Below are 12,614 nucleotides of genomic sequence, written 5' to 3' on the forward strand. Positions count from 1 at the left end.
CCCCACCGTGTGTGGCCATTTCCCAGCGCGGCCAGGAACATTGGTGGCAGTCTGCTGAGCGGAAGAGCAGAACAGCAGCAGAAGTGCCGCAGCCGGAGGTGCAGTTCCCGTGGCGTCCAACGTCAATCCCACCGTCAGGCGACGCCGACTGGGCCAGGAGCTCCGTCGACTTCGCGAGCTGAAGGGCATGACGGCCGAGGAGGTCGCCGAGCGCCTGCTGGTCTCCCAGTCGAAGATCAGCCGCCTGGAGAACGGCCGCCGCTCCATCAGCCAGCGCGATGTGCGCGATCTGTGCGGGGTGTACGAGGTCGAGGACCACCGGATCGTCGACTCGCTGATGCAGATGGCCAAGGACTCCCGGCAGCAGGGCTGGTGGCACGCCTTCGGCGACATCCCGTACAGCGTCTACATCGGTCTGGAGACGGACGCGGCCAGTCTGCGCGTCTACGAGTCGCTGATCGTGCCGGGGCTGCTGCAGACCCGGGAGTACGCGCAGGCGGTCATCGAGGGCATGTGGCCCGAGGCCACCTCCAGCGACATCGACAAACGGATCCAGATCCGGCTCAAACGCCAGGACCGGCTCACCGACCCGACCAATCCGCTGCGGTTCTGGGCGGTGATCGACGAGGCGCTGCTGCGCCGTGTGGTCGGCAACGAGCAGATCATGCGCGACCAGTTGCTGCATCTGGCGCACCTGGGCGAGCAGCCGCACGTCACCCTCCAGGTGCTGCCGTACGACGCGGGTGCGCACCCGGGGATGTACGGCAAGTTCGCCATCCTGGAGTTCCACGACGCCATGGACGCGAGCGTGGTCTATCTGGAGGGCGTGACCAGCGACCTGTATCTGGAGAAGGCCAACGACGTGCAGAGCTACACGGTGATGTACGAGCACCTGAGGGCCAAGGCGCTCAGCGCCGAGCAGTCACGGGACTTCATCCACCGTGTGGTGGACGGCTACACGTCGTGAGGGAGTGACACGAGGGACACCGTGGGGCGGGCACCATACACCTGCGCCGCCTTAACTGAGAAGGACCCGATGGAATATGCCATCCGGATGGGTGAACGGCCCCTGTCGGCGGTGATGTTACGGCGTAGCGTCGCACGCAGAGCCGCTGGACCTCAGCGGACGGGCACATCACCCGGGCAACCGGACCAACCATCGGAGTCATTATGCGCGTTCAGCAGCATGCACTGACGGAGTGGACCAAGTCCTCGTACTCCGCCGTGAACGGCGACTGTGTGGAAGTCAAGGCGGCAGATCACTCGACCGTGTCGGTCCGCGACTCCAAGAACCCGCTCAACGGAATGCTCGACTTCGCCCCCGAGACGTGGTCGGCCTTCCTCCAGGACGTCAACCGCACCTCGCCGCGTGGAGTCTGACCTTCACCGGCACCGCTCCACCGCAAAGTGAGCAAGGCCCTCTCGACTGGTCCGCCGTCCTGGCCGAGGGGGCTGGTTGCTGTCCGGGGGCCCGCGCTCACCGGCGCAGCCGGTCCACATAGAGGTCCGTGCCCGGCACCGTCGGAATGAAGGGCGCGACCAACTCGACGTGGCCCAGACCCGATTCGGCCACCGCCGTGTCGAGCCCGGCGAAGTGCTCCTCCCACACCTCACCCGGGTCCCGCTCCAGGAACCACAGCAGCGTCAGACGGGTGTCGACCCCCTCGACCTGCTTGACGTACGTCATCCGGTCGCCGGGCAGCGGAGTCGGCCGGAAGACCGCCACCAGCGCGGCCGGGCCGCCCGCGAGCCGGCGCGGCAGATGCCGCGACCGCAGCCACTCCACCAGCTCACCCCGCCGCTCCGGCGCCTCGGCGTCGATCACCTGGAGCACCAGGCCCGCGTACGGGTGGTCCAACGCGTGGTAGTCGCGCGGGCCCGCCGCGCCGTCGCGGTAGACGGTCGCCTCGTGGTCCTGGAAGGCGGTGAAGACGTGTGTACGGTCCTGGTGGACGCGGCCGTCCCGGTTGAGCCGCTTGTTGATGCCGACGGTCCACTTCATGTGGTCGTCGTAGCGGCCCTCGGTGATCCAGTACGTGGAGAGGTAGCACCCGGCGGTGACCGGCTGGGCGATCGCGGACTTCTCCGGGTAGCGCAGCTCCTGGAGCTCGCGGGTGGCCACCCAGCGCCGCCCGGCGAACATCCAGGGCATCGCCATGGCCCCGGCGTAGTAGTGGTCGTCCTCGTACCAGCGGTTGTACGCGTACTCATGGCCCGGGTGCGGCTCCACCATGGTGATCAGGGCGTGGCCGGGGTGCACCCCGTACGGCCCGACCGCCGCCAGCTCCGCGTACGTCCCGCTCCTGGTCTCCTCGCTCACGGCGCTCCCCTTCCCTCCTGCTGCCGACCGCCCTACTCTGACGCTCCGTCAGAAGAACTGCCAGAGCCGGGAGGCGCCCAGATGTTGCTGAACGGGAAGACGGTCGTCGTGTCCGGCGTCGGCGCGGGGCTCGGGCACCAGGTGGCCGCCACCGTCGTCCGGGACGGGGGCAACGCGGTGCTCGGCGCGCGCACCGAGGAGAACCTGGTCAAGGCGGCCCACGAGATCGACCCGGAGGGCGCGCACACCGCCCATCTGGCCACCGACATCACCTCCGAGGCCGACTGCGAGGCGCTGGCCGCGCTGGCGCTCCGGCGGTTCGGCCGGATCGACGCGGTGGTCCATGTCGCCGCCTGGGACAGCTACTTCGGCGGGGTCGAGGACGCGGACCTCGCCACCTGGCAGGGCGTGCTCGACGTCAATCTGCTCGGCACCCTGCGGATGACCCGGGCATGTCTGCCGGCCCTCAAGGAGCGCGGCGGCGCGGTGGTCGTCATCGGCACCCAGTCGGCCATCGCCGCGCCCTCCCAGGTGCGCCAGGCCGCGTACGCGGCATCCAAGGGGGCGCTGACCTCGGCGATGTACTCCATGGCCCGGGAGTTCGGGCCGCACCGGATCCGGGTGAACACGGTCCTGCCGGGGTGGATGTGGGGGCCGCCGGTGCAGGCGTACGTCCGGTTCACCGCGCACACCGAGAAGGTGCCCGAGGCCGAGGTGCTCGGCCGGCTCACCGAGCGGATGGCGCTGCCGGAGCTGGCGACGGACGCGGACGTGGCGGAGGCCGTGACCTTCCTCGCCTCCGACCGGGCGAGGGCGATCACCGGCCAGTCGCTGCTGGTGAACGCCGGGGAGATCATGCGCTAGACGCGCCAGTCGGACCCGCTCTCTCGGCCGCACGGGACCCGCATCCCGTGCGGCCGTTCACGTATGTACGCATCGTCCGTACGCATCGACGAAGGGCATGTTCATCGTGTGGTCGGCGCCACGGGGGCGACAACACCCCGTTGGGTAAAGTAGAAGTAAAATCGTTCGGCTTTATGATCTGCGTTCATATCCATGACCACTGAAAGCCTTGACCAGCCCTCCGAACAGGCTGTTCAATCCCCGGAAGTCCCCGCTCCCGCACGGGGCCCGCTGAGCCGGCCGCACTGACGAAGAGCACCGGCAGACACCTCGATGTTCACAAGGCGGACCCCTCGGAGGGGGCAATGAACAGTCTCGACTGGGCCGTACTCATCGGCTACTTCGGCGTGATGGTCGCGATCGGCGTCTGGTCCCACAAGCGGGTCGACGACGTCGCCGACTTCTTCACGGCCGGCGGCAAGATGCCGTGGTGGCTCTCGGGCATCTCGCACCACATGTCCGGATACAGCGCGGTGATGTTCACGGGGTACGCGGGCATCGCGTACCGCTACGGCGTGACGTCCTTCGTCACCTGGTCCTTCCCCATCGCGGTCGGCATCGGCATCGGCGCCAAGCTCTTCGCGCCCCGGCTCAACCGGCTGCGCTCCAAGCTGCACGTGGCCTCGCCGCTCGAATACCTCAAGAACCGCTACAACGTCTCCACGCAGCTGGCGCTCGCCCTGTCGGGCATGCTGCTCAAGATCGTGGACGTGGGCGCCAAGTGGGCCGCCATCGCCACCCTGCTCTCGGTCTTCACCGGGGTCACCCTCACCCAGGGCATCTTCATCACGGGCTGCATCACCGCCGTGTACTGCACGGTCGGCGGGCTGTGGGCGGACGCGCTGACCGAGCTCGGCCAGTTCGTCATCCAGCTGTGCGCCGGTGTCGCCATGCTGATCGCGACGATGGGCAAGCTCGGCGGGTTCAGCGCGCTGTGGACGGTGTGGGACAAGCTGCCGAGCGGCCACGCCGACCCCACCGCCGGGCCCTACACGGTCACGTTCCTGCTCGCGTTCCTCTTCATCAAGACGTTCGAGTACAACGGCGGCATGTGGAACCAGGCCCAGCGGTACATGGCCACCGACTCGGCCCGCTCCGCGACCCGTTCGGCCCGGCTCTCCGCCGCCCTGTGGCTGGTGTGGCCGGTGGTCCTGTTCTTCCCCATGTGGTGCGCGCCGCTCCTGGTGCAGGCCAAGAAGCCGGACGCCTCCGACTCGTACGCCCTGATGACCGAGAGCCTGCTGCCGCACGGTCTGCTCGGCCTGGTCATCGTCGGCTTCTTCTCCCACACGATGGCGATGTGCTCCTCGGACGCCAACGCCATCTCGGCCGTCTTCACCCGGGACATCGCCCCGGCGCTCTCCAAGCGGGCGCGCGGCTGGGACTCGCGGGTCGGCCTGCTGGCGGCGCGTCTGTCGACCCTGGTGTTCCTGGGCCTGTCGATGTCGATCGCCACCCAGGTCAACTCGCCCGCCTTCAAGGACATCATCACCGTGGTGATCAAGTGGGTGGCGGGTCTGATGGGCCCGATCGCGATCCCGTTCATGCTGGGCATGCTGCGTACGTTCCGCAGGTCCGGGCCGACGGCGGCGCTCACCAGCTGGGCGGTGGGCCTGGTGGCGTTCTTCCTGGTCAACTACAACCTGGACGGCTCGGACCGGACGGGTGTGGCGCTCCAGTACCAGGTGTCGGTGCCGCTGGCGATCTCGCTGGTGCTCTACATCGTGATCGGCCTGGTCAGGCCGGAGGACACCCCGGAGCGGGACGCGCTGCTCGACCGGATCAACTCCGACGACGACGGCCCGGGTGCGGGTTCGGCGGCGGCGGTCCCGGCGCAGCCTCGGGGCCAGGCAGGTGAGCCGAAGGCCCTGGAGCTCTGAAGGACCGTTACGCCCGGGGGTAACGGGCCAGCCACCCCGGGGCGTTGACGGCCGGGCCGTGCAGGGCCGGGCCCTGGGTCATCTCCATCGCGAAGTCGTCGGCGAGTTCGAGGACCGTGGACCGCCCTTCCAGCTCGGCCAGCCAGCCGGGCGGGAGGGCGGTCTCGCCGTGCAGGGCGCCCAGCAGCGTGCCGCAGAGGGTGCCGGTGGCGCCGGAGGGGCCGTCGTGGTGGACGGCGAGCAGCAGGCCGTGGCGGACGTCCTCGCCGACCAGGGCGCAGTACACGGCAATGGCCAGCGCCTCCTGGGCGAGGTGCCCCTCGCCGAGCGAGGCCACCAGGCCGGGGCTCGGCATGCCTTGGCGTACGGCGCCCAGCGCGTGCTGGAGGGCGTCCGTGACGGGCTGGTGGCCGGGACGCCGGTCCAGCAGGCCGAGGGTGCGCTGGACGGCCGCGTCCAGCGACTCGCCCCGGGCAAGACCGTGCACCACCACCGCGAAGGCGCCGGCCGAGAGGTACGCGGCCGGGTCGCCGTGGGTCTGGGCCGCGCACTCGACGGCGAGTTGCAGCACGAGCTGCGGCTCCCAGCCGACGAGCAGGCCGAAGGGGCCGGAGCGGGTGAGGGCGGCGGGGTCGCGGGCGTCGGGGTTCTTGGGACGGTCCAGGGTGCCCATGACGTCGTCGGCGAGCCCGAGCAGGCAGGGGCGGGCCGGGTCGCGTCTGCTGTAGAGCCACTCCTCCGCGGCGAGCCACCCGTTGTCCTTGCGCCGCTCGTCCGGCCCCCAGTCCCGCTGGGTGGCGCCCCACCGCAGATACGCCCGGTGCACATCGGTCGGCGGGTGCCAGGCGCCGGTGTCCCGGCGGACCTGGGCGCGGATGAGGCCGTCGACGGTGAAGAGGGTGAGCTGGGTGGCAGCGGTGATCCGGGCGCCCGGGCCGGTGACGCCCTCCGCGCCGTGCCGGGTGCGGATGGCGTCGAGGGTGAGGGAGGCGACGGGGGCGCCGAGCGCGTCGCCGATCGCGCCGCCGAGGAGGCTGCCGCGGACTCGGCTGCGGAAGTCCTGTTGCTCGGTGCGGCCCCATATGGACGTGGTGGGTCCGGTGGCTGCTGCGGTCATGGCGCAGCACTGTAATTGATTGGGTGCGGGTGAATAAGACCGCGATCGATTTGAAACGGTTCGCACTTTGGCGAGTTTTGTTCCCCACCCCGCCCCGGTTCGCGGCGGCCGCGGAAGAGCAGGCGTCCGCCGCAGCCGCGCCCGCACGTCGGCCCAAGCTCCGCCGCAGGTCTCCGGCGAACCGGAAGCACAGCGCGGCCGCAGCCTCTCCGGCGAACCGGAGGGATGACGTCTCGGCCTCCACCCGTCCCGAGGATGTCGAGGGCGGCTCCTCGGCGACCGCTCCGGTCCGGCGCGGGGCCCGGCGGTCGAGCCGGCCGGACGGACGGGAAGGGAGCGGCCGATGACACCGGGCCGACGCCGCGCCGTATCGCTCCGTGACCCGTGCACGGCCCGCCGCGTTCACGAGGGGGGCGCCGCGCGAGGGCGGTCCGCCCGATCCGCGAATGCGGCCGGAGTGCTCGGAAGGCAAGGTATGACGTTCGATGTCCCTCCCCGGGCCAACGCCCAGTCCCGGGCCAACTCCCCGTCTCGGGCCGATGTTCCTCTCGGGGGTGACGTCTTCCCCGAGGCGGACACCCCTTCCTGGGGCGAAATCTCCTCCTGGGTCAACCCCGCGTCCAGGGCCGACGTCCCTCTCGGGCAAGGTGTCCTTTCCCAGGCGGACCCCTTTCCCGGGGGCGATGCCTCGTCCCGGGCCAACCCGGCGTCCCGGGTCGAATCCCAGCCCCGGGCCGACGTTCCTCTCCGGGGTGCCGTCCTTCCCGAGACAGGCGCCTCCCCCCGGCCGGATGCCTCGTCCCGGGGTGAAGTTCCTTCCTGGGAAGACACGTCACCCCGGCCCGACGCCCCGTCCCGGGGTCGCATCCCGCCTCGGGCCCCCGGCGTAAGCGGTCCGGTCTTCCCCGGCGCGGGGTCCGGAACCGGGCCAGGCCCGAGGCCGGGGCGGCGGCCCGCGCCGGCGCCCCGGGCCTCCGGCCCGGTCGGCGGACCCGGCCCGGGACCCGGTCCCGGATTCGGCGCGCTCCCTCCGCTCCACGCCGCGCTGATCTCCGTCGCCCTGCCCGGCCTCGTCGTCTCGGCGGAGCACGGGCAGCTCACCGGCCACGGTCTGGAGGGCTTCTACCGGCACGGCCGCCGGCTGCTCGCGCGCTGTCAGCTGAAGGTGGCCGGGCGGGAGCCGATCGCCCTCCAGGGCAGACCGATATCGGCCGACCGCGCCCGCTTCTTCGCGGTGGTGCGCACCCCGGCCGACAGCGGCCCCGACCCCGAGATCGCCATCGAGCGGCTGCGCCAGGCCGACGGCAGCGAGCGGATCACCCTGCGCAGCTCGGCGCCCCGCCCCCTGCGGCTGCCCGTGGAGATCGCGCTCGGCACCGACCTCGCCGATCTGGGCGCCGTCGCGGCGGGCCGGGCCGGACCCGAACTGCCGGGCAGCGTCCACGACTCGGGCATGCGCTGGACGGCCCCCGGCGCGCACGCGGTGGTGAGCGCGCACCCGCCCCCGGCCGACGCGCTCGCCTCGGCGGGCGTGCTGCGCTGGGACGTGGAGCTGCCCCCGGGCGGTTCGTACACGATCGAGCTCCACATCCGCACCGACCGTCCCACCCGGCCGCCCGGCCAGGCCGCCACCCACCCGCTGCCGCAGGCCGAGGCGGAGGGCGACGACCCCCGGGTCGGGCCACTGCTCCGGAACGGCCTCGACGACCTGCGGGCCCTGCTCGTCCGGGACCCGGCCCACCCGGTGGACGTGTACGCGGCGGCGGGCATCCCCTGGCGCACCGGTCCGGCCCCGGCCGAGTCACTGTGGGCGGCGCGGATGGCCCTGCCGCTCTCCACCCGGCTGGCGGCGGCGACCCTGCGCGCCGTTTCGCGTACCCAACTGTCCGGTGGAGAAAGGGATTTCGGCCGCATCCCCGGGCCGCTGCGGGACGCCGGACCCCATCTGCCGCCCAGCTGCACCGGAGTGGAGGCCACGCTCGCGTTCCCGGTGGTGCTCGCCGAGGCCCGTCGCTGGGGGCTGGCCGAGTCCGAGGTGGCCGAGCTGCTGCCGACGGCCGAGCGGTGTCTGCGCTGGCTGCGTACCTGCGCCGGTGACGACGGCTATCTGGGCGAGCCGGGCCCGGCGGCGGGCCTGGCGCGGGCCGAGACCCAGGCCCACGCCCACCGCGCCGCCGTCCTGGGCGCGGAGCTGCTGAGGGAGTGCGGCCGACCGGGCGCCGAGGAGTGCGCGTCCTGGGCGGCGGGGCTGCGCGAGCGGTTCCGGGAGGAGTTCTGGATCGAGGACCTCGCGGGCGGGCGCCCCGCCGTCGCCCGCACCGCCGACGGCCGCCGTCTCCCGGCGCTCGGCGCGGGCGCCGCCCACCTCCTGGACACCGGGTTGCTCGGCGCGGGACGGCTCGCCCCCGGGCTGCTCGACAAGGTGCAGACAGAACAGCTCGCCCGGCTCCTCGGCGGCCCGGCCATGGACTCCGGCTGGGGCCTGCGCGGTCTCGGCGCCAAGGAGGCGGGCTACAACCCGTTCGGCCACCGCGCGGGCGCGGTGCGGGTGTACGACACGGCCGTCGCCGTGACGGGCCTGGTGGCCGCCGGGTACGAGAAGGAGGCGAGCGCGCTGCTGCGCGGCCTGCTCGACGCGGCCGAGGCGTTCGGCTACCGGCTGCCCGAGATGTACGCGGGCGAGCAGCGCACCGCCGACAGCGCCCCGCTGCCGCACCCGACCGCGTGCCGCCCGGCCGCCGTCGCCGCGGCCTCGGCGGTCCAGTTGCTCACCACGCTCGCCGGGATCCGCCCGGACGCCCCGGCGGGCACGGTCGCCCTCTGCCCCGTACGGTCGGCGCCGCTCGGCGCGGTGCGGCTGTCGGGGCTGAGCGTCGCGGGGGAGCCGTTCGCCGTGCGGGTCAGCAGGCTCGGCGTCGGCATGGTCGAGCAGGCCGCCGGCCGGCTCCAGTTGGGAGGCTGAACGGAGTGCTGAGTGAATCCGGTACCGAGGAAGAGATCGCGCCGGTCGTCACGGCGCGGGCGGCGGGTCCCGAAGGCGGTGAGCCGGATGCGGTGAGGAGTCGTGCGCGGGGCACCTCGGCAGGAACCCGTGGGGCGGCTGGTGAAGACGGTGCGACCGGCCGTGCCCGGGGGCGTGTTTATCGTCAGGGAGACGACTATGATCGCTTCATGTCTCCCTACGACCCGTCGGCCTTCCCGCCCTTCGCCGTGACCGTCGACCTGGTCGTGCTCACCGTGCGTCGCCACGCCCTGTGCGCACTGGTCGTCCGCCGAGGGGAGCCGCCCTTCCAGGGGCGGTGGGCGCTGCCCGGCGGTTTCGTCCGGGGTGACGAGGACCTTTCGGCCGCGGCGGCCCGCGAGCTGACGGAGGAGACCGGACTCTGCGCCCAGGACCCGGCGGCCACCGCCCCGGCCCCGGGCAACGGCGCCCATCTGGAGCAGCTCGCCACCTACGGCGACCCCCGGCGCGACCCCCGGATGCGGGTCGTCAGCGTGGCGCATCTGGCGCTCGCCCCCGATCTGCCCGCCCCGCGCGCGGGCGGCGACGCGCACAGCGCGCGCTGGGCGCCGGTCGAGGACCTGCTGAGCCAGGACGGCGGCTTCGGCCGTGACGACGAGCAGCCCGCACCGCTCGCCTTCGACCACGCCCAGATCCTCGCGGACGGCGTGGAGCGGGCCCGTTCCAAGATCGAGTACTCCTCGCTGGCCACGGCGTTCTGCCCGGCCGAGTTCACCGTCGGGGAGCTGCGGCGGGTGTACGAGGCGGTGTGGGGGGTCGCGCTCGACCCCCGTAACTTCCACCGCAAGGTGACCGGCACCCCGGGCTTCCTGGTCCCGGCCGGCGGCACCACGACCCGCCAGGGCGGCCGCCCCGCCCAGCTGTTCCGCGCGGGCGGCGCGACCCTGCTGAACCCCCCGATGCTCCGCCCGGAGGTCTGACCGGGCCGGGGCCCGCCGCCTCGACCCGTACACCCGGATCGTCGCCTGGGCGCGCGAGCACGGCGTGCTCGTCTTCTCCGACGAGTGCTACCTGGAGCTGGGCTGGGAGGCCGAGCCGGTCTCGGTGCTGCACCCGGACGTCTGCGGCGGCAGCTACGAGGGCGTCGTCGCCGTCCACTCGCTCTCCAAGCGGTCCAACCTGGCCGGCTACCGCGCCGCGTTCATCGCGGGCGACGAGGCCGTGCTCGGCGAGCTGCTCCAGATCCGCAAGCACGGCGGGATGATGACGGCCGCGCCAGTCCAGGCGGCCACGGTGGCGGCGCTCGGCGACGACGTCCACGTCCAGGAGCAGCGGGCGCGCTATGCGGCCCGCCGCGCCGCCCTGCGCGACGCGCTGGTCGGGCACGGCTTCCGGATCGAGCACAGCGAGGCCAGCCTGTACCTGTGGGCGACCCGCGACGAGGGCTGCTGGGAGACCGTGGCCCATCTCGCCGGACTCGGCATCCTGGTGGCGCCCGGCGACTTCTACGGCGAGGCGGGCGAGCGGTTCGTACGGGTGGCCTTCACGGCGACGGACGAGCGCGTCGAGGCGGCCGTCAAGCGCCTGGGCCGGCTCCCGGGCTAGCTGACGGCGTACGGGCCCACCGGCACGAGAAGGGGCCCCGGGGACAGGATCCCGGGGCCCCTTCGGCGTGTGCCGCGCGGTGCGCGGCCGCGCGGCTCAGCCGACGGGCAGGCCCTTGAGCGGCAGCTGGTCGGTGGCGGGCAGCCCCTCCGTCGGCAGCCCGCCGCCGACCGGGAGGCCGTCCAGGCTGGCCGACTTGGTGGTGGAGCCGAGCAGGTCGCCCGCGTTGCCCGCGGCCTCGCCCGCCGTCTTCTGGGCCGCCGGGGTCGCCGTCTTGCCCGCCTTGCCGACGGTCTTGCCCGCCGCCGGGACGGCCTGCTTGACGGCCTTGCTGCCGGCGTCGCCCGCCAGGCCGGTGGCCTTCTGTGCGGCACCGTCGACGGTGTTGCCGAGGTTCGCGCCGTCGAGGGCGGTCAGGCCGCCCAGGTTCGGGGTCTCCGGAAGGGCCGCGGCACTCGCCGCGCCGGCCGCGCCGACCACGGGAACTGCACCCGCCGCGATGAGCAGTGCGGCACGGGCGATCCGACGGGTCAGGGGGAGGGACATGATGCTCCTTGAGACGGGAGGAACGGCGTTCGGACGCTGTGACAACACCTCGGGGTGCGGCGGAGGTTGCGGAGGACCCAGGTAAAGAGTTCGCAATGCGTCGCATTATCGGGTTCGGATAAAAACGGGCAAACGAACCGTCGCGACAATACGTTGAACGCCGCCAGTTCCCTTTGTTTCCAAGGGAATTGACGATTCTTCGGGCAGGCGCGGGGGTGGGTGTACGAAACGGTGTACGCGAAAGCCATCTGTGCCCCGCACGAGTGGCCGTCCGAACGGGTGTCGCGTGCTATCCGGCGAGCTGGATCCGGACCTGGCCGAACGCACCGGAATTCGCGCCGCCGCCGGTGTTCCGTCCGGCGGCACTGCCCGCGTCCGCCTGGGTGTCGTCCGTGTGCCAGCCCTTGCGGGAGCCGTCCACGCGCCAGGTGCGCCCGGCGTACGAGACCTGCTCGACGCGGAACGCCGCGGCGTGCGCGACCGCCCAGTGGGCCAGCTCCCAGCCGTGCTGCTCGGCGCCGACCCCGGCGTCGCCACCGGCCCGCGCGGGCGCGTGCACCGGGACCGTGACCTCGTGCCCGTCGCCCTTGTCCGGGGCCACGCCCGCGCCGAACGCGCGAGCCAGCTCGGCGCGTACCCGGGACGGGTCGCCCGGACGGGCGTCCTTGGCGATCGTGCAGGTCAGCGAGGCGGGGGAGCGGCCGGTGAGCGCGGCGGTGAGCAGCGCCGCATCCGGCTCGTGCTTGGCGTAGGCCTGCGGGAAACCGCTGCGCTGGACCCGCTGCGCGGCGACCGTGAGCGGCAGCCGCGAGTAGCCGGGCACCTCGGCGAGGCGCTGGTAGAACTTCCCGGCCGAGTAGACCGGGTCCATGATCTGCTGCACGGTGCCCCAGCCCTGCGAGGGCCGCTGCTGGAAGAGGCCGACCGAGTCGCGGTCGCCGTGGGTGATGTTGCGCAGGCCGGACTCCTGGAGCGCGGTGGCCAGCGCGATCGTCACCGCCCGCTCGGGCATCCCGCGCGAGGTGCCGACCGCGGAGATGGTCGCCGCGTTCTCGGCCTGCTCGGGGCTGAACCGGTAGGTGTCGTCCCCGGACCCCACCGTGCATCTCGGTGCCCCGGGCCCCCCGCTCACGTACTGCACCACCAGATATCCGGCGACGGCGAGCAGCACGACGGCCGCGGCCACGAAACGGAAGAGGCGGCCGCGCTTCACGGGTCGGTCGGGGGTGACGGGCTGGGGCACGGGGACCACCGTACTGGAGGGCAGGGCGGGTGCCCCCG

The 12,614-nt window shown here is 72.8% G+C and carries 10 protein-coding genes and 1 pseudogene; 7 read left to right on the forward strand and 4 right to left on the reverse strand.

Going from position 1 to position 12,614, the window contains the following annotated elements; genetic code table 11:
* Positions 1-109 precede the first annotated feature (109 nt).
* Positions 110-967: a helix-turn-helix domain-containing protein gene (locus A8W25_RS13245; protein WP_067160168.1), complete on the forward strand. Its 858-nt coding sequence runs from the start codon at positions 110-112 to the stop codon at positions 965-967.
* 203 nt (positions 968-1,170) lie between these two features.
* Positions 1,171-1,380 (forward strand): DUF397 domain-containing protein, encoded by a 210-nt coding sequence (locus A8W25_RS13250; RefSeq protein ID WP_067160171.1) that lies wholly within the window; start codon positions 1,171-1,173, stop codon positions 1,378-1,380.
* 97 nt (positions 1,381-1,477) lie between these two features.
* Here the strand turns inward: A8W25_RS13250 and A8W25_RS13255 are convergent, their stop codons facing one another.
* Positions 1,478-2,320 carry a hypothetical protein gene (locus tag A8W25_RS13255; protein WP_067160173.1) on the reverse strand — a complete coding sequence of 281 codons (843 nt, stop codon included), beginning with the start codon at positions 2,318-2,320 and terminating at the stop codon, positions 1,478-1,480.
* Positions 2,321-2,401: 81 nt separating this feature from the next.
* Here A8W25_RS13255 and A8W25_RS13260 point away from each other — a divergent pair, with 81 nt between their 5' ends.
* Both A8W25_RS13260 and A8W25_RS13265 read left to right on the forward strand, forming a co-directional pair.
* The gene (locus A8W25_RS13260; protein WP_067160175.1) at positions 2,402-3,184 is read left to right on the forward strand and encodes an SDR family oxidoreductase; all 783 of its coding nucleotides are present in this window, start codon (positions 2,402-2,404) and stop codon (positions 3,182-3,184) included.
* 344 nt (positions 3,185-3,528) lie between these two features.
* Positions 3,529-5,103, forward strand: a complete 1,575-nt coding sequence (locus A8W25_RS13265; RefSeq protein WP_067160179.1) for a sodium:solute symporter family protein — start codon at positions 3,529-3,531, stop codon at positions 5,101-5,103.
* A 7-nt stretch (positions 5,104-5,110) separates the two neighbouring features.
* Here A8W25_RS13265 and A8W25_RS13270 read toward each other — a convergent pair whose 3' ends face one another.
* Positions 5,111-6,220: an ADP-ribosylglycohydrolase family protein gene (locus A8W25_RS13270; protein WP_067160182.1), complete on the reverse strand. Its 1,110-nt coding sequence runs from the start codon at positions 6,218-6,220 to the stop codon at positions 5,111-5,113.
* Positions 6,221-7,265: 1,045 nt separating this feature from the next.
* Here A8W25_RS13270 and A8W25_RS13275 point away from each other — a divergent pair.
* From A8W25_RS13275 to A8W25_RS13285, 3 genes and pseudogenes are all read left to right on the forward strand, one after another.
* Positions 7,266-9,182: a glycogen debranching N-terminal domain-containing protein gene (locus A8W25_RS13275; RefSeq protein WP_067161205.1), complete on the forward strand. Its 1,917-nt coding sequence runs from the start codon at positions 7,266-7,268 to the stop codon at positions 9,180-9,182.
* A gap of 209 nt (positions 9,183-9,391) precedes the next feature.
* Complete coding sequence (locus A8W25_RS13280) at positions 9,392-10,162, forward strand: NUDIX hydrolase (RefSeq protein WP_067160185.1); 771 nt, start codon at positions 9,392-9,394, stop codon at positions 10,160-10,162.
* Positions 10,163-10,193: 31 nt separating this feature from the next.
* A pseudogene (locus tag A8W25_RS13285) lies at positions 10,194-10,787 on the forward strand (aminotransferase class I/II-fold pyridoxal phosphate-dependent enzyme); the annotation flags it as partial.
* A 96-nt stretch (positions 10,788-10,883) separates the two neighbouring features.
* Here A8W25_RS13285 and A8W25_RS13290 read toward each other — a convergent pair.
* Together A8W25_RS13290 and A8W25_RS13295 are read right to left on the reverse strand one after the other, a co-directional pair.
* On the reverse strand, positions 10,884-11,333 hold the full coding sequence (locus tag A8W25_RS13290) for an ATP-binding protein (protein WP_067160188.1): 450 nt from the start codon (positions 11,331-11,333) through the stop codon (positions 10,884-10,886).
* A gap of 289 nt (positions 11,334-11,622) precedes the next feature.
* A complete protein-coding gene (locus tag A8W25_RS13295; RefSeq protein WP_420708461.1) occupies positions 11,623-12,585 on the reverse strand; it encodes a hypothetical protein in 963 nt (320 codons plus the stop codon).
* Between the last annotated feature and the right edge of the window lie 29 nt (positions 12,586-12,614).

The sequence above is a fragment of the Streptomyces sp. ERV7 genome, from assembly GCF_001653515.1.
Lineage (GTDB): Bacteria > Actinomycetota > Actinomycetes > Streptomycetales > Streptomycetaceae > Streptomyces.